Genomic DNA, 23866 nt, shown 5'->3' on the forward strand with positions numbered 1-23866 from the left:
GTCCCCCGGAATATGGGGAGGGCTCTGCGGCGAACAAGCCGCCCGCGGCCATAACGGGCGGCTGACCGATCAGGCTGCCATCGCCTCGTCAGCGGGGCTTGGCCGCTTGTCGAACACCTCGTCGATCAGCCCGAACGCCTTGGCTTCGTCGGCCTCGAGGAACTTGTCGCGATCCATCGCATGCTCGATCGCCTCGATCGGCTGCTTGGTGTATTTCGCGTAGAGCGAGTTGAGCCGGTGCCGCATCCGCAGGATCTCGCGGGCCTGGATCTCGATATCGGCGGCCATGCCCTGGGCACCGCCCGATGGCTGGTGGATCATGATCCGGCTGTTGGTCAGCGCCACGCGCATGCCGGGTTCGCCGGCAGCCAGCAGGAAGCTGCCCATCGAGGCTGCCTGGCCGATGCACACGGTGCCAACCCGGGGGCGGATATATTGCATCGTATCGTGGATCGCGAGACCCGCCGTCACGACGCCGCCCGGCGAGTTGATGTACATGAACACGTCCTTCTTCGGATTTTCCGATTCGAGGAACAGCAGCTGGGCAGTAATCAGCGAGGCCATGTGGTCCTCGACCTGGCCGGTCACGAAGATGATTCGCTCGCGAAGCAGGCGCGAATAGATGTCGAAGCTGCGCTCGCCGCGGTTCGACTGCTCGATCACCATAGGCACGAGAGCGCCCGTCTCCGGATTGAGGAATTGGCCGGTTTCAAACGGATTGTGCATGGGAGGTCTCGGTCCTTCGTGCTTTGCCTTGAGATGCCAACATCGGCCTTTGCCGCGGGGGTTTCAAGGGCCCATCGCGCGCATGGCCATCAGCCAGCGCTGCTTCGAAATTGTCTGGCGCGCGCTCCGTCGATCGGCAAGATGGTCCGATGGGGGATATGCATCGATGCTCAAGACGGCCGACATCCGCTCGCTAGCCTGCCGCGGCGGGCTCGGCGCGATCATCGCGCTGCCGATCGCGGCGCTTCTGTTCGCGCTCTTCTGTCTCGCCAACCTTCATGGCCTCGGCCGCGATCTTCCGGCAGCGGAGGCAAATGTGCGGGCCGCCTATGCGTCCGGGGTCCTGCAGGATGTCGACTGGCTGCCCGGCAACACGGACATCGGCCGGCACCAGTATAACGACTGCCTGATTCTCTATATGGCGCTCGACCAGCAGGCAGCGGCTGCGCAGCTCATGGCCAGCCCGATCAAGCCGGTGCAACGCGGCACCGAGACGATGTGCGGGGCGCTGCGCGCCTTTGCCGCAGGCGACAAGGAGGCGGGCCGGACCGGCCTCTGGTATCACCAATATATCCACGGCCACACTATGCTCGCGCGCTATCTGCTGCCGCTCATGCCGGTCGAGGCGATCCGCAACCTCTATCACAGCATCGAAACCCTGCTGGTGCTGGCAGGGATCATGATCACCACGCTCGCACTCGCCGGCAGGCGCCGGCCGACCGAAAGCCTGTTCTGGCTGATCCTGTTCCTTGCTTTCTCGCGGTGGTTCGGGCTCGAATCCTATGGCCAGTCATTGTCACACGCGCCATCGGACGCGATCATCCTGGGCTATCTGCTGTTCCTGGCGATGGCGGCGGCGCGTGGCGGGCTCGGCCGGTGGAGCGCGACCATCAGCGCAGCTGTGTTCGGAAGCCTCGTCGCGATCTTTGAGTTCCTCACCGGCGGAATCCCGCTCGGCCTCGCCATTGTGGTAGGCGGCCTGCCCTTTGCGCTGCGCGACGGTGATCCGCGGAAAGTGCTCGACCAGATCGTCGAAGCCGCCGCAGCCTTCTGCACCGCGATCATAGCCTGCCTTGCGCTGAAGATCCTGCTCGCCCTCTGGGTGTTCGGGATCGAGTCTTTCCGCGAAAGTGCGGCGCAACTCGGCGTGCGGATGGGCATGGGAGGCGATCAGCCCGATCTCGGGCCAATGCACATGGCGAAGTCCCTGGCCAAAGGTCTCAATTCGCTCGCGGCGGGCATGCATCTGATGGCCGGGGCGATCCTGCTGATAGCCGTGGTGATCGGCGCCTGGGGTGCGCGAACCTTGCTGCGGACACAGGATTCGGTGCTGCGCGCGCGGGCCCTGCACCTGCTGGTCTCGAACGGCGTAATCGTCGGCATGCTGATGCTGCTATGGCAGCACACGATCATCCACGCCTGGTTCATGGATCGGATCTTCGTCTGGACAATCGGCACGGGCTTCGCGCTGTTCGCCCTCGGCGTGACGGCTCGGGGCTCGCCCGCGACCTGATCGCGCCGCACTACGCCCAGCCGTAATTTGCGCGGAAGCCGGATGGCACGCAGGGGAGCTGGCTCGAGCGGAAAACAAAAGGGCCAGGCATTACTGCCCGGCCCTCTATATCCCGATGCAAACCGGCAGGTTACTCGGCGGCGGTCGCCTTTTTCTTGGCAGGCGCCTTCTTGGCAGGTGCCGGCGCAGCCTCGCCTTGGGCCGCAGCGGCCGCAGCCTTCTTCGTCGGCGCTTTCTTGGGCGCGGGTGCCTCGACGGGCTTCTCGGCTACCGCCTCTTCAGCCGCAGGCTTGGAAGCCTTCTTGGCCGCCGGCTTCTTGGCAGGCTTGGCCGGCGCATGATCATGGTCGTGATCGTGGTGGTCATGGCCACAGTCAGGACCATGGACATGCCCCTTGCCGATCGTGTCGTCATCGGCTTCGATCGCGGCTTCCAGCTCCTCGCGGGTCACTTCGCGGTCGCTGATCTCGGCCTTGCCGAACAGGAAGTCGACGACCTTGTCCTCGTACAGCGGCGCGCGAAGCTGGGCGGCAGCCATCGGGTCCTGCTGGACATATTGGATGAACCGCTCGCGATCCTTGGGGCCATATTGCTGCGCAGCCTGCATGATCAGACGCTGCATTTCCTGCTGGCCGACCTCGACGCCATTCTGCTGGCCGATCTCGGAGAGGAGCAGGCCCAGGCGCACGCGGCGCTCGGCGATCGCCTGATAATCGGCGCGATCATTCTCCATCTCGGCGCGGGCGGCCTCGGGATCCTCCTCATGGCCCGCCTCATGCTCGAGCTGTGCCCAGATCTGCTGGAACTCGGCCTCGACCATCGAAGGCGGGACCGGGAAATCATGGCTGGCAGCGAGCTGGTCGAGCAGCTTGCGCTTCATATGGGTGCGGGTGAGGCCGTTGAGCTCCTGTTCGATCTGGCCCTTGAGAAGTTCACGCAGCTGGTCGAGCCCCTGCAGGCCCAGCGACTTGGCGAACTCGTCGTCGACCGTCGCTTCGCGCGGCACGCGAACGTCGGTGACGGTGACTTCGAACACGGCGTCCTTGCCGGCCAGCGACGCCTCGCCATAATCCTTCGGGAAGGTGACGTTGAGGCTGCGCGCCTCGCCCTTCTTGACGCCTTCGAGCTGCTCTTCGAAGCCCGGGATCAGCCGGCCCGAGCCGAGCTCGACCGACATGCCCTCGCCGGTGCCGCCCTCGAACGGAACACCATCGACCGAGCCGGCGAAATCCATGACGACCAGGTCGCCTTCGACCGCCGGATGGCCTTCCATCGCGTCGTCATATTGTTTTTGCTGGCCGGCGATGCGCTTCAGCTGCTCGTCGATCACATCTTCCGCAGCCGGAACAGTGAGCCGCTCGAGCTTCAGGCCTTCGATCGAAGGCGCCGGAACGTCGGGCAGCACTTCGAGCTCGACCTTGAGCGCAACGTCCTTGCCGGGCTCATAACCTTCGTCGAGCTCGACCGAGGGCTGCATCGCGGGACGGAGCTTCTGTTCGGCGAGCAGCTGCTGGATGCCATCCTGCACGGTCTTGTTGAGAACGTCCTGCTCGATCGCCGGGCCGTGCATCTTCTTGACGAGGTTGGTCGGCACCTTGCCGGGGCGGAAGCCAGGCATCTTGATCTGGGGCGCGATCGACTTGATCTCCGCCTCGACTCGCTTGGCGACGTCGTTCGCCGGAATCGTCACGGAATAGGCGCGCTTCAGGCCCTCATTGAGCGTTTCGACAGTCTGCATGGGTCGTCACAACCTCTATCTCGAGAAAGCTTTTTCGGGTCCCGCCTCGCGCACTGGGAGCGAAGCTGGTGCGGGCGAAGGGACTCGAACCCCCACATCTTGCGATACCAGAACCTAAATCTGGCGCGTCTACCAGTTCCGCCACGCCCGCAAATAAGGACCGCCGGTCGGCGGGCTCTATAACAGCATCGGGATCGAGTACAACCCGCGCGATTCGCGTGCCGCGTTTGGGGAAAGCCTAAGAGGCGTATGTCAGCCTTGAACGGCTTTAGCGGGATTGTTCGTCGCCTGAAGATAGACGAACCACCCGGTTCCGGCCGCATCGCCCTTTGCAAGTTCCCCGGCCTTTTTCTGCTCCCGCCAGTCGTTGGCCAGCGTCTGCGCAGCAACAAGATCGTCCCCGGTCTGGCCCAGCATGTAGCGCAACAACGAGGGCCCCGCGATAAGCTGGTCGAGCGCTTGCCCGTCTCGGCTGATCGTCCCACCATTGCCTTCATAGCTATCCCAGCCCCGGCTCCTGCCCCACAGCTCCACCAGCCCCGCATAGCTTCGCGGCAAACGCGTGACGTCTCCCGCAGCATGGGCGATATGCTCCGCGCTCCATATGCCCACGGTATAGTTGGAGCCGTCCATCGTCTGGAGGTTCGCGCCTTCCAGGATGCGGCCGACGATCCTTTTGCGGTGCATGGCGACGAGCCAGTCGAGCACGGCACCGGCCTTGGCCGATCCCCTGCGCACGGCCGCGTTGAACCCCATCTTTTCGGCCGCCGCCAGGGCGCTGAGCCAATAGCCGATGCTGAATTCATGCTGGAACAGACTGGAATCATTGCTGCTCACAACGCCGAAATATTGGGCCGCGGCATAGGTCGCCAGGCGCAGGTCGGGTCGACCGTCACGCAGCAGGTTGGCCGGCGGGTTCAGGAAACCCGGGCTGCTGGCATAATAGCGGTCGTGAAACAGTTCGAAATCGAACAGCGTGAATTCGAGCACTTCGGCTCGGCTATAGAGCCGGGGCGATCCCGCGCTTGCGGTCTTCCAGGCGAGCGCCGCGTGTAGGAAAGCCCAGGCGCCTTCGCGGCTAGACCATAGGCTGAGCCACTGATCGCCGATGATGTCGTTCGAATAGAGCCGGTTCTGATCCCAGAAGCGGTGGCCGAGAAAGGCGAATTCGGGCGTGCGGAAGATCAGGCTTCCCCAGCCCGGGAACTGGTGGCCGTGGAGCTTGTCGATCTGGAACGTACCGAAATAGGGCGTCGAGGGTGTGTCTCCGGCGTAAGGCACGGTGACTTCGAGCGGCGCCGTGCCGCGCAGCCAGTTCGGGACGCGGCCGCCTTGCTGATACCAGCCCTGCGTCTCCGGCAGCGCAGCATTCCCCGGTCCATAATAATGGTTGCGCGCAGCGATCGACCGCCGGGCGTTGCCCTTGAACAGCGGCACATTGCGCCCCTTTTCGAAGCCATGCACCGGATCGGAGGCATAGCCGGTCAGATAGTCCAGCGAGATCGTCCGCCACGGCAGACCGTCGTGCGGGCGGACGCTGTCTGGCAGGCTCATATACCAGGCGACCGGCTCAGGGATGATCTGCCGATCGTCGCGCATCCCGCCGGTCCCCGTGACCGGCGAGCGGCCCTGCACGTTGAACGGCGTATATTGCAGCCAAAGCGCCGCATTGGCCGCCATCGAACTTGCCGAATAGAGCAGCGCCCCGAAAGGATCGCGGGTCCGGCCGGCGCTGCCGACCATCGTCCGATAGTCGCTCTGCTTCCATGGAATGACCCGAACATTGCCGAAGCCGTTGGCCTGGCCTTCATTGCCCTGCGCGCCGCTGAAGATGCGCAGGTCATAACCATTGACCGAATAGTCGATGTGGCAGCCGAACGGGATGCTCAGGTCGAAGAGCGGCACGGTGCGTCGTATAGCCGCCTGTTCATGGCTGCCGGGATCGCGGCTGCGCCAGATCACCGCCGAGCGCACCGTGCCATGCGGATACCAGCCATCCTCCTTGCTGATAATCGCGCAGCCGCGCGGATCATGCTGGCCCGCGAACAGGAACGGCTTGTCTGCGCCGTTGAGCGGGCCGCCATCGGGCGTCTCAACGGTCGCGAGCAGCCGGTCCTGAGGATCGTAGATCAGCCATTTGTGCGGCACCATATAGCTGTGCTTGCCGGCCGGATCGCCGAACGGATTGGCGGGCATCGTTGCCGTGTCCCAGTCATAGCCGAACTGGAACTGAACATAATCGCCGCAACGGATCGCATCGCAGCGATAGTCGATGCCATTGATATTGGGGACCGGCCCCTGTGGCAGGCACTCGATCCACGCCAGCTGCGCGGTGCCGAGCCATTCATCCTCGAACCGGCAATTCTGCGCCACGATCCGGGTCATGACCAGCGCACGGGGGTGTGCCACCCCCTGCCCGCTCGACCAGTCGACCAACACCGCCTTATAGGCCTGCCCCGGCGCCACATCGAGCGGCCCGACGGTGATATCGAGCGTTGACACCGCGCCATCGGGTGCTCGCCAGGCGAGGGTTTTCGCCGGCTGCGGCGCCACGACGCCGCGCGTGTCGATCACAAGGTCGCGCAGCACCGCGGCGTCCACCGGTCCGCTCGCCACCGGTGGGTAGCTATAGTCGATCACCGGCCGATCGAAACCGATCCGCAACTCGCGCACGCGGAGTCCGTCGATGGCCTGCCGAGTGTTGCCGAGTGCCGCGTTGACGGAGAAATCCATCTCCGGCGTCACGCGCAGCTTCATCTTCGTCCGGAACGGCCCGCCCGCCGGCTTGCCATCGATGCTGAAGGCGATCGTTCCGCCCGTGGCACCCGGGCTGTCGCGCCACTCGACTTCCAGAAGCTGCTCGACGCCCGGTTTGCGCATCACCGTGCTGAAGAAACCGCCCTCGGTCCGGTCGCCGCGACCGATCGCGCATTCGAGCTGATCGCTGCCATAGCGGGTCGAGAGCATGATGCTGCCAGCGCCCCACCCGACCATCTCGACGAGCAGCGCGCCATCGACATGCGGGGGAACGATTCCCCTGAAAGAACAGCGCAGCCGATGCGGGGTCTGCGTCGTCGCTGGATCGGTAGTCGTGCCGAAATCGATACCGAGCGGCCCGGACTGGAGAAAGCTGGCACGATCGAGCGCGACCATCCCCGCCGCGATGCCGGCGAGCCCTTCCACGCGGATCGGCACGGAGGCGGCGAAAGCGTCGCCGCTGCTCAGCACGGGAGCCGGGGTGAAAAAGTGCCAGCTCGCGCTTGCGGCCCGAAAACCCGGCGTGGCGGCGCGGCGCGCGGCCGTCAGGCCGGGCGGGACCGATAGCTGATGCGTACCCGGCTCGGCGACGATGTTAAGCGGGATGATAGTACCGGGATCGCCGTAGATCATGGCGGCTTATAGCGTGTAGCGAGCCGGAGGCGGAAGCGATCAGTTATACGCGACGGCCGTCACTCCGGCAGAGGCCGGAGTCTGGCTGTGATCGCGCGCGCTGCTCTCCAGAGATTCCGGCCTCCGCCGGAATCACAGCGGAGGGGTGGGTTAGCCCAGCGCCTTCTTCAGCAGGTCGTTGACCACGCCGGGATTGGCCTTGCCCGCCATCGCCTTCATCGTCTGGCCGACGAAGAAGCCGAACAGCTTGTCCTTGCCGCCGCGATAGTCCGCGACCTTGTCGGCATTGGCGGCCATCACCTCGGCGATCACCGCCTCGATCGCGCCGGTATCGCTGGTCTGCTTGAGGCCGCGCTCCTCGACGATCCTGCCAGGGTCCTCGCCCGTTTCCAGCATGATCTCGAACACCTGCTTGGCCAGCGTGCCAGACAGCGTGCCGTCGGCCACCAGGCCGAGCAGTTCGGCGCCCTGCCTCGGGCTGACCGGGCTTTGCTCGATCGACTTGCCGAGCCGGTTGAGCGCCCCGAAAAGATCGGAAATCAGCCAGTTCGACGCCGCGCGGCCGACATCGCCGGCAGGCTTCCCGGTCGCCTCGACCAGCGCCTCGAACCAGCGCGCGGTCTCGACATCGGCGGTGATCACCGCGGCGTTATAGGCCGGCAGGCCGAGCACGCCCTCGTAGCGCGCGCGCTTGGCATCGGGGAGTTCGGGCAGCTCGGCGGCACAGGCCGCGACATAGTCCTCGGTCAGTTCGAGCGGCAGCAGATCGGGATCGGGGAAATAGCGATAGTCGTGCGCGTCCTCCTTGGAGCGCATCGACCGCGTCTCGTTGCGATCGGGATCGTACAGGCGGGTTTCCTGGACGATCCGGCCGCCGGCTTCGAGCACGTCGACCTGGCGATTGGCCTCGCCCTCGATCGCCGCCATAACGAAGCGGATCGAATTGACGTTCTTGGTCTCGGTGCGGGTACCCAGATCGTCGCCGACCTTGCGCACCGAGACGTTGACGTCGGCGCGCATCGAGCCTTCTTCCATATTGCCGTCGCAGCTGCCGACATAGCGGAGGATAGATCTGAGCTTACGCAGGTAAGCCCCTGCTTCCGCGGGAGAACGCATGTCCGGCTTCGACACGATTTCCATCAGTGCCACGCCCGAGCGGTTGAGATCGACATAGGAGCGGGTCGGATGCTGGTCGTGCATCAGCTTGCCGGCATCCTGCTCGACATGGAGGCGTTCGATGCCGATCCGCTTTGGTTCGGTGATGCCAGATTTCTCGTCGGCATCGATGGTGATCGCGCCTTCGCCGACCAGCGGATGGTAGAGCTGCGAGATCTGGTAGCCCTGCGGCAGATCGGCGTAGAAATAATTCTTGCGGTCGAAGCGCGACCAGCGGTTGATCTCGGCGCCCAGCGCCATGCCGGTCTTGACCGCCTGGCGGATGCATTCCTCGTTCGGCACCGGCAGCATGCCGGGCATCGCCGCGTCGATCAGCGAGACATTGGCGTTGGGCTCGGCACCGAAAGTCGCCGAGGCGCCCGAGAACAGCTTGGCCTTGGAAACGATCTGCGCATGGACTTCGAGGCCGATCACGACCTCCCATTCGCCGGTTGCGCCCTGGATACGATAGCTGCTCATTTTGCCCACCAGTTCTGCGGCTTGGCGGTGAAACCCGCGCGCGCCTCGATCGCGAGGCCGGCATTGAGCACGCCCTGCTCGTCGAGCGGGCGGCCGATGATCTGCAGGCCGAGCGGCAGGCCCTTGGCGTCGAGGCCGGCAGGCACCGACATCGCAGGCAGGCCGGCAAGGCTCGCGGGCACGGTGAAGACGTCGTTCAGGTACATTTCGAGCGGATCGGCGCTTTTCTCGCCGAGCGCGAATGCGGCCGATGGCGCGGTCGGGGTCAGCAGCACGTCGACCTTCTCGAACGCCTGCTCGAAGTCCCGCGCGATCAGCGCCCGGACCTTCTGCGCCTTGGTATAATAGGCATCGTAAAAGCCTGCCGACAGCACATAGGTGCCGATCAGGATGCGACGCTTGACCTCGGGGCCGAAGCCCTTGGAACGGGTCGCGGCATACATATCCTGGAGATTGGCGCCATCCGGCAGGTCGCGCAGGCCGTAGCGGACACCGTCATAGCGGGCGAGGTTCGATGAAGCCTCCGCAGGCGCGATGATATAATAGGTCGGCAAGGCGTAGCGGGTATTCGGTAGCGACACCTCGACGATCTCGGCGCCGGCATCGCGCAGCCACTCGATGCCCTTCTGCCAGAGCGCATCGACCTCCGCAGGCATGTTATCGACCCGATATTCCCTGGGAATACCGACCTTCTTACCCTTGAGATCACTCGTTAAAGACTCTTCCCACTTCGGAACGGCGACATCGAGCGAGGTCGAGTCCTTCGGATCGAAACCCGACATCGCCTCGAGCAGGATCGCGCTGTCACGAACGTCCTGCGCCATCGCACCAGCCTGGTCGAGCGAGGACGCGAAGGCTATGATCCCGAAGCGCGAGCAGCGGCCATAGGTGGGCTTGATCCCCACGATACCGGTGAACGCCGCCGGCTGGCGGATCGAGCCGCCAGTGTCGGTGCCGGTAGCAGCGGGCACCAGCCGTGCCGCGATGGCCGAAGAAGAACCGCCCGACGAGCCGCCCGGCGCCATTGGCGCATTGCCGCCGTCGTTGCGCCGCCATGGCGAGACGACATTTCCGAACGCGCTGGTCTCGTTCGACGAACCCATCGCGAACTGGTCCATGTTGAGCTTGCCGAGCATGCCCGCTCCGGCCGCGAACAGCTTGGTGGTGACCGTCGACTCATAGGTCGGCGTGAAACCGCCGAGAATATTGCTCGCCGCCGTGGTCTGATAACCGGCCGTGCAGAACAGGTCCTTTATGCCGAGCGGCACGCCCGACAGCGGCAGCAATTCTCCCGCCGCGCGCGCCTTGTCGGCGGCTTCGGCCGCCGCGATCGCATGATCGGGCGTCTCGATGATGAACGCGTTGAGCGCCTTGCCGCCCGCGACAGCGTCGTTGAAGGCATCGGCCACTTCGCGCGCCGAGAAGTCGCCGGCGCGGAAGCCGTCGCGCAGGCCCCTGATGCCCAGATCGGTAATCGCGCTCATTATTCTATCACCTTGGGCACGGCGAAGAAGCCGTGTTCGGCCTGCGGCGCGTTGGCCAGCACCTTGTCGCGGATATTGCCGTCGGTGACGACATCGCTGCGCAGGCGCTGATGGTTGGGAATCACGGCTGCCAGCGGTTCGACACCATCGGTGTCGACCTCGCCCAGCTGTTCGATCCAGCCAAGGATATTGTTGAGCTCGGGCACCATCGCGTCGACATCGCCATCGGTAACGGCAATCCGGGCGAGGCTCGCGATCTTGCGGACGGTAGCGGCATCGACTGACATGGCGGGGCGGCTAGCATCCGACGCCGCCCGCTTCAAGGTCGACGTCATCTACTCCTGGCCATTGCACGCAAGGTCGATTGCCCGCTACGCACTTGCCTGCACGCATGTTCATGCTGCACTGCACAATCGGAGTTCATCGTGCTGGCTCGCCGTTTCCTCTATGTGATCGCGGGGTTGATCGTGCTTACCTTGGCCGCCGGAATCGGCTGGAACCTGTTCCAGGACCAGCTCATGCGCCTGGCCTTCGTGCCGGGCGGCAGGTTCGATGCCGCCGCGGCCGGGCCGGCGCCCCATTATGGCCAGGCGTCATCCTGGTTGTCGCGCCCCGACCTTCCCGACGATCCCGCACGCTGGCGGCCGGCCGGCGAGGCCGGTGGCGGCCCGACCGATGTCGCTGTGTTCTACGTTCCTCCGACGACCTATTTCACCAAGGCCAGCTGGAACGCGCCGCTCGACAATGCCGATTCGCGCAGATGGCTTCGCGTCTTCGGATCGAGCGAGGCGAGCGCCTTCAACCGGATCGGCGCGATCTGGGCACCGCGCTATCGCTCGGCCACGCTCGGGGCATTCCTGACCGACACAGCCGACAGCCAGAAGGCGCTCGATCTGGCCTATGGCGACGTGCTGCGTGCTTTCGACGCTTTCATGGCGCAGCTGCCGGCCGCTCGGCCGATCATCCTGGCCGGGCACAGCCAGGGCACCCTCCATCTCATGCGACTGATGCAGGAACGGGTCGCCGGCAGGCCGATCGCGCGCCGGATCGTCGCCGCCTACCTGATCGGCTGGCCGATCTCCATCGAGGCCGACGTCCCGGCGCTCGGGCTGTCCGCCTGCGAGGGCCCGCGCCAGACCGGCTGCGTCCTGTCCTGGCAGAGTTTCGCCGAACCCGCGGATCCACGGCTGATCCACGAAATTTTCAACCACTCCGCCGGCCTGACCGGCAGGCCGCGGCGCGGCACGCATATGCTGTGCGTCAATCCGCTCAGCGGCGCACCGGCGACAGCGGCCCTGCCCTCGGCCAATCTTGGTTCGCTGGTGCCGCGCGCCGATTTCCAGGGCGCCGACCTGCGCGCCGGTGCCGTCCCCGCACGGTGCGATCCATCCGGGCTGCTGCTTATCGGCGGGCCTCCCAAGGATTTCGACCGCTATGTCATGCCGGGCAACAATTATCATGTGTTCGACTATGCCCTGTTTTGGGGCAATATCCGCGCCGATGCGGAAGCGCGCACCAAGGCCTGGCTGACCAAATGATCTTCGCCTCATCGCTGGATTTTCGGGCCGCCCTTCCCGATCGCGGCCGGCTGGCCGGGCTCGACGTCGGCACGAAGACGATCGGCGTGGCGATATGCGATGCGGGATGGGTCATCGCCAGCCCGGCGGAGACCATCGCCCGCGCCAAGTTCAGCGTGGACGCCGCCAAATTGCGGGCGCTGCTGACCGCGCAGTCGATCAGGGGCGTCGTGGTCGGCCTGCCGCTCAATCTCGACGGCAGCGATTCGCCGCGCACCCAATCGGTGCGCGCCTTCGCCCGCAACATCGAGGGCTTCGGCCTTCCGATCCTGCTGTGGGACGAACGCTGGTCGACCCAGGCGGTGACCCGCACGCTGATCGACGCCGACGCGAGCCGCGCCCGCCGCGCCGAGCTGGTCGACAAGCTGGCCGCCGCCTATATCCTGCAGGGCGCGATCGACGGGATGATCTGATCCGCTTGAGCTTCCCGTCACACCCGTCTATGGCGCGGCTTTAATGCCTTTGCCCTTCCCGCACCGCCACCTGACCGGCATCTATGGGCTTCAGCCGCACGAGATCATGTTCCTGCTCGACGAAGCCGAGCAGTGGATCACGCTCAACCGCGCAACGACCAAGCATGATGACCGGCTGTCAGGCCTGACCCTGATCAACGCCTTCTTCGAGAATTCGACGCGAACATTGCTGTCGTTCGAGATCGCCGGCAAGCGGCTCGGCGCCGACGTCGTCAACATGAACGCGGCGCAATCGAGCGTGAAGAAGGGGGAGACGCTGATCGACACGGCGGTGACGCTCAACGCCATGCGCGCCGACATGATCGTTATCCGTCACCAGTCATCCGGCGCGGTGCAGTTGATCGCGGACAAGGTCGATTGCCCGGTCCTCAACGCTGGCGACGGCCGCCATGAACACCCGACCCAGGCGCTGCTCGACGCGCTGACTATTCGCCGCCGCAAGGGCCGCATCGCCGGGCTGTGCGTGGCGATCTGCGGCGATGTCCTGCACAGCCGCGTGGCCCGATCCAATATCCTGGCGCTGACCGCCCTGGGAGCGGAGGTGCGTGTCATCGCGCCGCCGACCCTGATGCCGGCGGCGATCGAGCGGCTCGGTGCGATCCCGTTCACGGACTTCGATGCCGGACTGGAGGGCGCCGACGTGGTGATGATGCTGCGCCTCCAGAACGAGCGGATGGACGGCGCCTATCTGCCTTCGCCGCGTGAATATCACGCGCTCTACGGTCTCACCCCGAGCCGCCTCGAGCGCGCCGCTCCCGATGCGCTGGTGATGCATCCGGGGCCGATGAATCGGGGCGTGGAGATCACCAGCAGCGTTGCGGATCATCCGGCCCGCTCGGCGATTACCGAACAGGTGGAGATGGGCGTTGCGGTGCGGATGGCCTGCCTGGACGTGCTGACCCGCGGCCGGCGCGGCGTCGAGGGCTGGGCGTGATCGCGCCGCTCGCCATCATCAACGCCACGCTGGTCGATCCGGGCGCGGGAACGGTTGCCCCGGGCGGCTTGCTGATCCGCGACCGCCATATCGCGGCGGTCGGCAGCTTCGACATCCCCACCGATATCGAAACGATCGATGCCCGCGGAGCGCATGTCACTCCGGGCTTGATCGATGTCGGAACCTTCGCGATCGACATGCCCGCCTTCACCGCCGGCGGCATCACCCGGGCGGTGCTGATGCCCGATCAATCGCCACCGCTCGACCATGAAGCGCTGGTCCAGCGCGCCGCCGCCTCGGGCAAGCCCGATGTGTGGATCCATCCGCTCGCCGCGGCGACCAAGGGGCTTGGCGGCCGTGAGCTTGCCGAGATCGGGCTGATGAAGGCCGGCGGGGCATGCGCCGTCGCCACCGGGCGCAGCTGGATCCGCGATTCGGGCGTGATGCTCCGGCTGCTGGCTTATGCCCGGGCGCTCGACCTGCTGGTGATCAGCCATGCCGAGGATGATGGCCTGACAGCCGGCGCCGTAGCGACCGAGGGCGAATATGCCACGCGGATGGGCCTGCCCGCCGCGCCCGCCGCCGCCGAGGCGATGGCGGTGGCGCGCGACATCATGCTTGTCGAGCAGACCGGTGCACGGCTGCATTTCCGCCAGCTGTCCACGGCCCGCGCCTTCGATCTGGTCCGCGCCGCCAAGCAGCGCGGGCTGCCGGTCAGCTGCGGGATCAGCCCCGCGCATCTGCTCCTGTCGGACATCGCCATCGGCGGCTTTCGCACCTTTGCCCGCCTGTCGCCGCCACTGCGCAGCGAGGATGACCGCCGCGCCGCACTGGCGGCGATCGCCGACGGCACGATCGACCTGATCTGCTCGAGCCATGATCCACAGGGGCCGGAAGCCAAGCGGCTCCCCTTCGCGGATGCCGAGGCGGGCATGTCGGGCGCGGAGACGCTGCTGACCCTGTCATTGACGCTGGTTCGCGATGGCGTCGTCGATCTGCCGCGACTGATCGCGCTGCTGTCCACCGCCCCCGCCCGGCTGCTCGGCCTTCCCGGCGGCACGCTGGCGATCGGCGGTGAGGCAGACCTGGTGCTGTTCGATCCCGACCGGCCCTGGCGGATCGATTCGGATCGGATGGCTTCGCGCGCGGGCAACACGCCGTTCGATGGGCTGCCCGTTCAGGGCAAGGTGTTGCAGACGATCAAGGGCGGTGTCGCGCTAGGCTGAGCAAGGCGAGGCTGGCGGCGTCAAGCGCTACCGGCAGTGCCGTTGCGCTGCGCCCATCGGATGGGCCTCTCGCCGGCCGAAGCCCGCACGAAACATGCTCCGCCGACGGCCTTGATGCTCATGCAGAGCCGGATCGCGTCGCTCCGCCTGGCAAAGCCGCTGACCGAGAGCCGATACAGCATCGCCCTGCCCTGGCGGAAGCCGGAGCCGGTCGGCACATGTGTCTTGAGGAACTGCGCTCGCCGGCCAAGGCCTGTCCAGGCGGCCTCGATCCGGCCCGCCGAGGTGAACGCCCCGAGCTGCACGGCCCAGCTTCCCCGGGGTGCCTTTTCCGCCGCGAGGCGCGCCGGTGGCGCGACCGATGTGGAGAGCTTCGCCTGAACAGGCCGAGGACCAACAGAGTGCGTGACCGGTTGTAGAGAGGCGGCCTGAGCCACGGCTGGCGAAAGCGGCGATGGAGTCGATTCGGCGGCAGTCGCGGGCGCGGCCTGTATCGTCGGGATGGCGCTCGCCGGTTCGGCCATTGCCGTCGCCGGCACGTCCGGAGCGTTCGGCGGCGTCGAGAGCGCCAGAGCGAGCGGCTGTCCGCTGTCCTCGGCCGGCATGACGCCGAGCAGAGCGCCAACCTGCATGGCCGGATCGGCCTTCAACTGCGTCACCCTGGCCCAGCGGCGAAGGCGTTCCGCCAGCCTGTCGGCAGGCACATCCTGTGCGGCGATGGTCGTCGCGTCGTTCCAGCGGCCCTCGATCGCGCAGGCGAAGGCGAGGTTCTGGCGGGTGCGGGCATCGGCACCAGGCATCCGCGCCGCGGCCAGCAGCCGCTCGCGGGCTTCGTCGGCATGGCCGAGCAGCGCCAGCGCGAGCCCGATCTCCGCTTCCGGAGCCAGGCCGTTCGCGGTTTCGAGGGATGCGAGCGCTGCTTCATTTCGGCCCAGCGCGATCTGCGCAAGAGCCCGGTTGACGGCGATGCGACCCAGCGACGGATCGAGCGTCAATGCATCGCGAAGTGCGGTTTCGGCGGAAGCGAAACGGCCGGCGCCGAGGTAGGCGCGCCCCAGGAAAGCCCGTGTTGCCGCATCGCGCGGCAGCATCAATGCCGCCGCCTCGGCATCGCGCACTGCCATCGTGGCATTGCCCTGGGCGAGCGCATCGCGAGCCGACGCGACGAGCAACGCCGCGCGCTGCTCTGCTGATGCGGGGCTCGGCCGGGCCGCTACGGCGGCCGGCGCAGCGCCCGCCATCATGCCCGCAAGGCCCAGCCAGACACACCCCGCGGTCACAAATCCTGCCCAACTCTGTCGCACAGCAAGGTCCCCATGTCGCGCAGATCGCGCGCTATCCTGCCGGGTTTGCCATGGCCCCCGCTAAGCTTTGGTTAACGACATCTGTTAATATCCGCCGGGAATTCGCTATCGCCGTAGGAAAGCGAACGCGCTATCAACCGGCAAATTCATGCCGATGTCTCGGGGGCGGTAGAGTATGAGAAGCTTGTTCGTCGGTTGCGCCGTGATTGCTACCGTCATCGCCTTGCCGGCTGCAGCGGAAACCAAGGCCGGCGTCGATGCGTGGCTGGCCGGCGACTATCCCAAGGCGGTCGCCGAATGGCGCGGGCCGGCCGCGGCCGGCGAGCCCGATGCACAGTTCAACCTCGGCCAGGCCTACAAGCTCGGGCGCGGCGTGCCGGCGGATGCTGCCGCGGCGCTCGGCTGGTATCGCAAGGCCGCTGCGGCGGGACATGAGCAAGCCCAGGCGACGCTCGGCCTCCAGCTGTTCCAGAGCGGCCAGCGCGAGGAAGCCATGATCTGGCTCAAGAAAGCCGCTGACCAGGGCGAAGCGCGGGCGCAATATGTCGTCGGCACGGCCTATTTCAACGGGGATTCACTGCCCAGGGACTGGGCGCGTGCTTATGCCTTGATGACCCGTGCCAAGGCATCCGGCATCGGCGCGGCCACAACGAGCCTGGCCCAGATGGATCAGCTCATACCCGAGCAGCAGCGTCTCGCCGGGCTCGCGCTGGCGCGCGAAATGGAGAGGACTGCGGCCCTGCGCGCAAGCGATGCCTCTGAACCGGGTGCGCCGCTGACCTTGCGGACCGAGCGCACGCCGCAACCGGTTGGCCAGGCCAGCCTCCCGCCGTCGACGCCGCCGTCTGCCGCCAGCCCCGCCGCGACGGCCGCCGCGCAAGCGTCCAGCCCGCCCTCGAAAGCGCCCGCGGCTGCACCCGCCGCGAAGATCACCGCGGCGACGGCCAAGCCCACAGCCAGGCCCGCCGCACCGATCGTCGCGGCAGCCGGCGGTGGATGGAAGGTCCAGCTTGGAGCCTTCTCGAGCCCCGACGGGGCACAGGGCGCCTGGTCGACGCTGTCGGCCAAGACGCCTGCCATCAGGGCGCTCCGTCCCAGCTACGTCGCTGCAGGCAATTTCACACGGCTGCAGGCGGGGCCGCTCGGTTCGCGCTCGGCTGCCGACCAGGCATGCGCCGCGATCAAGTCGGCGGGTTCGGCCTGTTTCGCGGTGGCGCCCTGATCGGCGGTCGACCTTAACGCTATCTTGGTGTTTCCGGGCGATAAAGCTCGCCGGAACAGTTGCGGATGGCGTGGATGACGGTGTGGCGGCGTATAGATCGGCCCGAGGCTATGGCGAGCCGCTGGCGGCGCAGGCAAGTCTGTGAGTTATTGGCCGAAGGACAGGCTCAGGCGGTCGCACTGCGGGACATATCCGGCACCGGCGCGACGCTCGATACGAACCGTCCGCCCGTGCTCGGCTCCAAAGTAGAACTGCGCCACCCCCATGCAGGATCAATCTGCGCGCGGGTCAGCGAGATCGGCGAAAGCGGGATCAGGGTCAGCTTCGATGGCCGGGAAGCGGCCGTCGCCTTCGCGCTGGGCGCGATCGCGGCTGACATGACCCGCGACTGAGCGAGCGCCCCAGCCCCAGCTACGATCTTATGATAGTATATCCAGATAAGTCTCAGTTTATCCAGTCTTTTTTTGAATAGCCCTGGGCGTAGAGCAGCGCAGTAAGATCGCAATGATCGATCCGCGCCGCTGCCGCTGCCGCCGTCTTCGGCTTGGCGTGATAGGCGACCCCCAGCCCGGCGGCCTCGATCATCGGGATGTCATTGGCTCCATCACCGACGGCGAGGCACTGTTCCGGAGAGATGCCGTGCGCCTCTGCCTCGGCCAGCAGCGTCTCCCGTTTGGCCGCCGCCCCGATGATGGGCCTGGCTACCGTTCCGGCCAGCTTTCCACCGCTGAACTCGAGGATGTTCGACAGCGCGCGGGTAAAGCCGATGTCCGCCGCGACCCGATCGGCGAATAGGGTGAAGCCGCCCGAAACCAGATAGCAATCGGCTCCATTCGCCCGCATCGTCCGCACCAGTTCGCGCGCCCCGCCCATGATGACCACGCGTTCGGCGTGGCAGCGGTCTATCATCGACGCGTCGAGCCCCTTCAGCAGGCCGACGCGCGCGTCGAGAGCGCCCTCGAAATCCAGTTCGCCCCGCATCGCCCGCTCCGTGATCTCCGCGATCTGCGGCTTTATCCCGGCATAATCGGCGAGTTCATCGATGCATTCGATCGTGATCATGGTCGAATCCATATCCGCGACGAGCATCCTTCGACGCCGGTTCGCGGCACGCTGGACGATCACATCGACGCCAGGAAATGCCCCCTCAAGCGCCGCGCGTGCCGCCATCGGATCATTTTCGAAGTTCAAATCACAGGCAATATCCTGCTCTATCCAATTGTACCTATTGGATTTGATACCGGCATCGGCGAGAAGTTCGAGCGCCTTGGAAATATCCGCCGCTTGCAGGCGCTCCGATGCTATCAGCGTCGCGATGAACAAGACCGTCTCCCCGTCGAAAAAACCGATCGCGCTTATTGCGGGACCGACCGCCAGCGGCAAGTCCGCATTGGCGACGCGGTTGGCCGAGATCGCCGGCGGCGTCGTGATCAACGCCGATGCCAGCCAGGTCTACGCCGATCTGCGCATCCTTTCGGCGCGCCCCGACGAAGCCGAAATGGCGCGCGCGCCGCACCGGCTGTTCGGCTATCGCGACGCCGCATTTGCATGCTCTGCGGCCGAGTGGGCCGAAGACGCGCGCAAAGAAATCGCCTCGGCGCACGCCGCCGGCCTGCTGCCCATCATCGTCGGCGGTACCGGGCTTTACCTGCGCACCCTGCTCTATGGCATCGCCCCAATCCCCGACATCGATCCTGCAATCCGCGCAGAAGTGCGCGCGATGTCCGTCGGACGCGCCGCGGTGATGCTGCGGCGTGAAGACCCTCAGGCGGCGGCCCGGCTGAAGCCGCAGGACATCACCCGGATCAGTCGGGCGCTTGAGGTCATCCGCTCGACAGGAAGGTCATTATCCGTTTGGCAGCAGCAGCTTGAAGGTGGAATATCAGATCAGGTCTCGATTGCGCCAGCGATCCTCCTGCCGCCGCGCCCGTGGCTGTACGAACGCTGCAACGACCGCTTCGCGGCCATGCTCGAGCAGGGCGCGATCGACGAGGTCGAGGCCCTTCGCGCGCGACGGCTCGATCCCAGCCTGCCTGCCATGCGCGCGATCGGGGTGCGCGATATCATCGACTGGTGTGAAGGCCGTACCGATCATGATATGATGATCGAGCGCGCGCAGGCTGCCACCCGCCAATATGCGAAGCGGCAATATACCTGGTTCCGGCATCAGCTTCCCGAAATCTGGGAACGGCACGACGCGCAACTCGATGACAATAATATTGCCGATATAGCAATAAAATTACGTTATATGGCGTTGACAGAGTAGTTTGTTACATATAGGGCACGCCGCTTCATGAAAGGGCACGTCGCCCGCAACAAGGACATGACCATGACTGCCGAAATGACGGGAGCCGACATATTGATGCAGGCGCTGAGCGATCTCGGCGTCGAGGTCATCTTCGGCTATCCGGGCGGCGCCGTCCTCCCCATTTACGATGCTCTGTTCAAGCAGAAGCGGCTCCGCCATATTCTGGTGCGGCACGAAGCCGGCGCCGTTCACGCCGCGGAGGGCTATGCACGCTCGACGGGCAAGCCTGGCGTCGTTCTGGTGACATCGGGCCCGGGAGCCACCAATGCCGTGACGGGGATCGCCGACGCGCTGATGGACTCGATTCCGCTGGTGATCGTGACCGGCCAGGTCGGCACGCCGCTGATCGGCACAGACGCGTTCCAGGAGTGCGACACGGTCGGCATCACCCGCCACTGCACCAAGCATAATTATCTGGTGAAGGACCCGGCACAGCTTGGCGACGTCATTCATGAGGCTTTCCATATCGCGACGTCCGGCCGGCCCGGCCCGGTGGTCATCGACCTGCCCAAGGACGTGCAGGTCGCGACGGCGCCCTATCGCAAGCCCTCGATCCAGGCGCTGCCACACAAAGGCTATCGCCCGCAGGTGAAGGCGGACACCGCCCTTATCGAAGCGGCGGTGGAGATGATGGCCGCTGCCGAGCGTCCGATCCTCTACACCGGCGGCGGCATCATTAACGCGGGCCCGGCCGCAAGCCAGGTGCTGCGCGATCTCGCGCGGATCACCGGCGCGCCGGTGACGTCGACGCTGATGGGTCTCGGCGCCTTCCCGGCCTCCAGCCCGCAATGGCTGGGCATGCTCGGCATGCACGGCACCTATGAAGCCAATATGGCGATGAACCGAGCCGATCTGATCGTCTGCCTCGGCGCGCGCTTCGACGATCGGGTGACGGGCAGACTCGACGCTTTCTCGCCGCATTCCAAGAAGATCCACATCGATATTGATCGCTCTTCGATCAACAAGACGGTGCGGGTGGATCTCGGCATCGTCGGCGACGTGGGCCGCGCGATGGAAGACATGATCAAGCTATGGAAGGCGCGCCAGCACCAGCCGCAAAACCTGGCGCCGTGGTTCGGCCAGATCGGCGAGTGGCGGGCGCGCAACAGCCTCAAATTCCCGGCGTCGATCAAGGAGATCATGCCGCAGCATGCCATCCGGCGGCTGTGGGAGGCCACGCACGCCAAGAAGCCGATCATCACCACCGAGGTTGGCCAGCACCAGATGTGGGCGGCCCAGCATTTCGACTTCGATGGACCCAATCAGTGGCTCACCTCGGGCGGCCTCGGCACGATGGGCTATGGCCTGCCCGCCGCGATCGGCGCGCAGCTCGGCAACCCCAACGCACTCGTCATCGACATTGCGGGCGAGGCCTCGATCCAGATGAACATCCAGGAGCTCGGCACCGCCACGCAATTCCGCCTGCCGGTGAAGGTGTTCATCCTCAACAACGAATATATGGGGATGGTCCGCCAGTGGCAGGACTTGACCTACGCCGGCCGTTATTCATCGTCTTATAGCGATGCCTTGCCAGATTTCGTGAAGTTGGCGGAGGCTTATGGCTGGAAGGGCCTGCGGATAGAGGACCCTGCGGATCTCGACGACGGGATCGCGGCGATGATCGCGCATGACGGGCCGGTTATGGTCGACTGCCGTGTGGCGAAGCTCGCCAACTGTTTCCCGATGATCCCCAGCGGCGCGGCGCATACCGACATGATCCTCGAACCCGACGAGGTGGTCGGCGAGATGGATGACGAGGCCAAGGCGCTTGTCTGAACCCGCTGCCGCCCTGACCGTCCTTCGACCAGAGAAAAGACAGATGCATATCAAGCAGGAAGCCACCGATCGGCACACCTTGTCCGTGACCGTCGACAACGAGTCCGGGATCCTTGCCAGGATCGCCGGCCTGTTCTCGGCGCGCGGCTACAATATCGACAGCCTGACGGTGGCCGACGTCACCGAGGACGAGAAGATCAGCCGGATCACCATCGTCACCACCGGTACGCCGCAGGTAATCGACCAGGTCGTCGCCCAGCTTGATCGCATGGTGCCGGTGCACAAGGTCACCGACCTCACCGTGCTTGGGCCGCATGTCGAGCGCGAGCTGGCGCTGGTGAAAGTGGTCGGCACCGGCGATCATCGGATCGAAGCGCTTCGGCTCGCTGAGGTGTACCGCGCCCGCGTCGTCGACTCGACCATCTCGAGCTTCATCTTCGAGGTGACCGGCGGCACCGAGAAGATCGACAAGTTCCTCGAGCTGATGCGTGAAGTCGGCCTGGTCGAGGTCGCCCGCACCGGGGTGGCAGCGATCGTCCGGGGCAAAGAGGCGCTTTAGGGCCTTGCTATAAAGCAGGGGGTCGACGGACGGGCGCTTGCCCGTTACGGGGCCCCGACGAATTTCAACCAAACGGCCTTCATCGCAACCGAATGTCCGGCCGCGCCACAGGGAAGCAAGCTATGCGCGTCTATTATGATCGTGATGCCGACATCGGCCTCATCAAGACCAAGAAGGTCGCCATCCTCGGTTATGGCAGCCAGGGCCATGCCCATGCCCAGAACCTGCGCGATTCGGGCGTTGCCGACGTGGCGATCGCGCTGCGTCCGGGTTCGGCCACCGCCAAGAAGGCCGAAGGCGCCGGGTTCAAGGTGCTGTCGAACGCCGACGCCGCAAAATGGGCCGACATCATCATGGTGCTGGCCCCCGACGAGCATCAGGCGGCAATCTATGCCGACGATCTCGCGGCCAATCTCAAGCCCGGCGCGGCACTCGCCTTCGCCCACGGCCTCAACGTCCATTTCGGGCTGATCGAGCCGCGCGCCGACATCGACGTGTTCATGATCGCGCCGAAGGGCCCCGGCCACACCGTGCGCTCCGAATATCAGCGCGGCGGCGGCGTCCCCTGCCTGATCGCCATCGCCCAGGATGCCAGCGGCAACGCGCATGACATCGCCCTGTCCTATGCCTCGGCGATCGGCGGTGGCCGCTCGGGCGTGATCGAGACGACCTTCAAGGAAGAGTGCGAGACCGACCTGTTCGGCGAGCAGGCGGTGCTGTGCGGCGGCCTCAGCCACTTGATCATGGCGGGTTTCGAGACGCTGACCGAAGCCGGCTATGCTCCCGAGATGGCCTATTTCGAGTGCCTTCACGAGGTCAAGCTGATCGTCGACCTGATGTATGAAGGCGGCATCGCCAACATGCGCTACTCGATCTCGAACACCGCCGAATATGGCGACATCCACACCGGCCCGCGCATGATCACCGCGGACACCAAGGCCGAGATGAAGCGGGTGCTCGACGACATCCAGACCGGCAAGTTCGTCAAGCGCTTCGTGCTCGACAACCGCGCCGGCCAGCCCGAACTCAAGGCGAGCCGCAAGCTCACCGCCGAGCATCCGATCGAGAAGGTCGGCGCCGAGCTGCGCGCGATGATGCCCTGGATCGGCAAGAACCAGCTGGTCGACAAAGCCAAGAACTGAGGCTGGGCAACCGATCGGCGGATCCCGCCGAAACGGTGCGTTTCGCTATTGTGGCTTGTGGGAGGAGCGGCACACCCTAGTGTGCCGCTCCAGCCATATTAGGAGAATGTCGCATGAAACGCACCGCCGTCCTGCTGGCAGGCCTGTCCATCGGCACTGCCCTGCCCCTGTTCGCCCAGATGCCGACCACGCCTCCCGGCGCTCCGGACACTTCGCGCGTCGCAGCAGGGAGCTACACGGTGGATCCGGCGCACAGCCAGGTCGCCTTCACCGTCAATCATCTAGGCTTCAGCATGTACCGCGGGCTGTTCGGCGAGGTGACGGGCACGATGACGCTCGATCCCAAGGCGCCGGCTGCTGCTAAAGTGTCGATCGACATCCCGATCAGCGGCATCACCACGACTTCGGCCAAGCTCAACGAGCATCTCCAGGGCGCAGACTTCTTCGATGCGGCAAAATATCCCAGCGCGCACTTCGAATCGACGAAGGTCGAAGTGTCGGGCAAAAAGGCCAAGATCAGCGGCAACCTGACGATAAAGGGCGTCACCAAGCCCGTCGTCCTCGACGCCCATTTCATCGGTGCGGGCACGATGATGGGCAAGCAGACCATCGGCTTCGAGGCGAAGACCGCGGTCAAGCGAAGCGATTTCGGCGTCAGCTATGGCGTCCCGCTCGTGCCTGACGAGGTACCGCTCGACATCAGCGTAGCCTTCGAGCGGCCCGCCGCCAAGTAGAGGCTCGGCTCAGGCGGCGCGGCGCTTCGCGCACGCGAAGCTGCGGAACCGTTCGCGACTATTGGCGTCGGATATGCTGGCGATGGGCGCATCGTCAACTCGACCATCGATGCCCGACATTCCTT

Annotated in this window: 20 protein-coding genes and 1 tRNA gene; 12 read left to right on the forward strand and 9 right to left on the reverse strand. The window is 65.6% G+C overall.

What is annotated here, in order from left to right:
• Positions 1–69: 69 nt before the first annotated feature.
• Positions 70–726, reverse strand: coding sequence for an ATP-dependent Clp protease proteolytic subunit (locus AC1DPF_RS08370; protein WP_340315544.1), 657 nt, complete (start codon positions 724–726; stop codon positions 70–72).
• 166 nt (positions 727–892) lie between these two features.
• Between AC1DPF_RS08370 and AC1DPF_RS08375 the strand changes: the two genes are divergently transcribed.
• Positions 893–2239, forward strand: a complete 1347-nt coding sequence (locus tag AC1DPF_RS08375; RefSeq protein ID WP_477960675.1) for a hypothetical protein — start codon at positions 893–895, stop codon at positions 2237–2239.
• Between the two features lie 130 nt (positions 2240–2369).
• On the opposite strand, the gene tig is transcribed toward AC1DPF_RS08375, so the two are convergent.
• The 6 genes from tig to gatC form a co-directional block, all read right to left on the reverse strand.
• Entirely contained in the window at positions 2370–3977 is a 1608-nt protein-coding gene (gene tig, locus AC1DPF_RS08380; protein ID WP_477866688.1) for a trigger factor, read from the reverse strand.
• A 66-nt stretch (positions 3978–4043) separates the two neighbouring features.
• A tRNA-Leu gene (locus tag AC1DPF_RS08385) sits at positions 4044–4128 on the reverse strand.
• Positions 4129–4229: 101 nt separating this feature from the next.
• Positions 4230–7367 carry a hypothetical protein gene (locus tag AC1DPF_RS08390; protein ID WP_477960677.1) on the reverse strand — a complete coding sequence of 1046 codons (3138 nt, stop codon included), beginning with the start codon at positions 7365–7367 and terminating at the stop codon, positions 4230–4232.
• A 150-nt stretch (positions 7368–7517) separates the two neighbouring features.
• Positions 7518–9002, reverse strand: a complete 1485-nt coding sequence (gene gatB, locus AC1DPF_RS08395; protein WP_477960679.1) for an Asp-tRNA(Asn)/Glu-tRNA(Gln) amidotransferase subunit GatB — start codon at positions 9000–9002, stop codon at positions 7518–7520.
• Complete coding sequence (gene gatA, locus AC1DPF_RS08400; RefSeq protein WP_477960681.1) at positions 8999–10486, reverse strand: Asp-tRNA(Asn)/Glu-tRNA(Gln) amidotransferase subunit GatA; 1488 nt, start codon at positions 10484–10486, stop codon at positions 8999–9001. Before gatA ends, gatB begins: the two co-directional genes overlap by 4 nt.
• Entirely contained in the window at positions 10486–10773 is a 288-nt protein-coding gene (gene gatC / locus AC1DPF_RS08405; RefSeq protein WP_477866987.1) for an Asp-tRNA(Asn)/Glu-tRNA(Gln) amidotransferase subunit GatC, read from the reverse strand. The genes gatA and gatC overlap by 1 nt, the downstream gene beginning before the upstream one ends.
• Before the next feature lie 138 nt (positions 10774–10911).
• Between gatC and AC1DPF_RS08410 the strand changes: the two genes are divergently transcribed.
• From AC1DPF_RS08410 to AC1DPF_RS08425, 4 genes are read left to right on the forward strand one after another with little or no spacing between them, the layout of a single operon-like run.
• A complete protein-coding gene (locus AC1DPF_RS08410; RefSeq protein WP_477866696.1) occupies positions 10912–12024 on the forward strand; it encodes a DUF3089 domain-containing protein in 1113 nt (370 codons plus the stop codon).
• A complete protein-coding gene (ruvX, locus tag AC1DPF_RS08415; RefSeq protein WP_477866698.1) occupies positions 12021–12476 on the forward strand; it encodes a Holliday junction resolvase RuvX in 456 nt (151 codons plus the stop codon). Before AC1DPF_RS08410 ends, ruvX begins: the two co-directional genes overlap by 4 nt.
• A gap of 43 nt (positions 12477–12519) precedes the next feature.
• Positions 12520–13470 (forward strand): aspartate carbamoyltransferase catalytic subunit, encoded by a 951-nt coding sequence (locus tag AC1DPF_RS08420; protein ID WP_477960683.1) that lies wholly within the window; start codon positions 12520–12522, stop codon positions 13468–13470.
• The gene (locus AC1DPF_RS08425; protein ID WP_477960685.1) at positions 13467–14696 is read left to right on the forward strand and encodes a dihydroorotase; all 1230 of its coding nucleotides are present in this window, start codon (positions 13467–13469) and stop codon (positions 14694–14696) included. The genes AC1DPF_RS08420 and AC1DPF_RS08425 overlap by 4 nt, the downstream gene beginning before the upstream one ends.
• Before the next feature lie 20 nt (positions 14697–14716).
• On the opposite strand, the gene AC1DPF_RS08430 is transcribed toward AC1DPF_RS08425, so the two are convergent.
• Positions 14717–15976: an SPOR domain-containing protein gene (locus tag AC1DPF_RS08430; protein WP_477866704.1), complete on the reverse strand. Its 1260-nt coding sequence runs from the start codon at positions 15974–15976 to the stop codon at positions 14717–14719.
• 199 nt (positions 15977–16175) lie between these two features.
• Between AC1DPF_RS08430 and AC1DPF_RS08435 the strand changes: the two genes are divergently transcribed.
• Both AC1DPF_RS08435 and AC1DPF_RS08440 read left to right on the forward strand, forming a co-directional pair.
• A complete protein-coding gene (locus AC1DPF_RS08435) occupies positions 16176–17222 on the forward strand; it encodes an SPOR domain-containing protein (RefSeq protein WP_477960687.1) in 1047 nt (348 codons plus the stop codon).
• 65 nt (positions 17223–17287) lie between these two features.
• Positions 17288–17614: a PilZ domain-containing protein gene (locus tag AC1DPF_RS08440; RefSeq protein ID WP_477866708.1), complete on the forward strand. Its 327-nt coding sequence runs from the start codon at positions 17288–17290 to the stop codon at positions 17612–17614.
• Positions 17615–17666: 52 nt separating this feature from the next.
• Here the strand turns inward: AC1DPF_RS08440 and serB are convergent, their stop codons facing one another.
• Positions 17667–18545, reverse strand: coding sequence for a phosphoserine phosphatase SerB (gene serB, locus AC1DPF_RS08445; RefSeq protein WP_477960689.1), 879 nt, complete (start codon positions 18543–18545; stop codon positions 17667–17669).
• On the opposite strand from serB, the gene miaA reads away from it, so the two are divergent.
• The 5 genes from miaA to AC1DPF_RS08470 all read left to right on the forward strand — a co-directional run bounded on the left by miaA (position 18538) and on the right by AC1DPF_RS08470 (position 23741).
• Positions 18538–19488 (forward strand): tRNA (adenosine(37)-N6)-dimethylallyltransferase MiaA, encoded by a 951-nt coding sequence (gene miaA / locus AC1DPF_RS08450; protein WP_477960691.1) that lies wholly within the window; start codon positions 18538–18540, stop codon positions 19486–19488. The genes serB and miaA overlap by 8 nt on opposite strands.
• A gap of 63 nt (positions 19489–19551) precedes the next feature.
• Complete coding sequence (locus AC1DPF_RS08455; RefSeq protein WP_477960692.1) at positions 19552–21306, forward strand: acetolactate synthase 3 large subunit; 1755 nt, start codon at positions 19552–19554, stop codon at positions 21304–21306.
• Positions 21307–21349: 43 nt separating this feature from the next.
• Positions 21350–21865 carry an acetolactate synthase small subunit gene (gene ilvN / locus AC1DPF_RS08460; RefSeq protein ID WP_477866716.1) on the forward strand — a complete coding sequence of 172 codons (516 nt, stop codon included), beginning with the start codon at positions 21350–21352 and terminating at the stop codon, positions 21863–21865.
• 122 nt (positions 21866–21987) lie between these two features.
• Positions 21988–23007, forward strand: coding sequence for a ketol-acid reductoisomerase (gene ilvC, locus AC1DPF_RS08465; protein WP_477866718.1), 1020 nt, complete (start codon positions 21988–21990; stop codon positions 23005–23007).
• Between the two features lie 113 nt (positions 23008–23120).
• Complete coding sequence (locus AC1DPF_RS08470) at positions 23121–23741, forward strand: YceI family protein (RefSeq protein WP_477866720.1); 621 nt, start codon at positions 23121–23123, stop codon at positions 23739–23741.
• The last annotated feature ends 125 nt before the right edge of the window (positions 23742–23866 follow it).

The organism is Rhizorhabdus sp. P4_G6 (assembly GCF_056401045.1).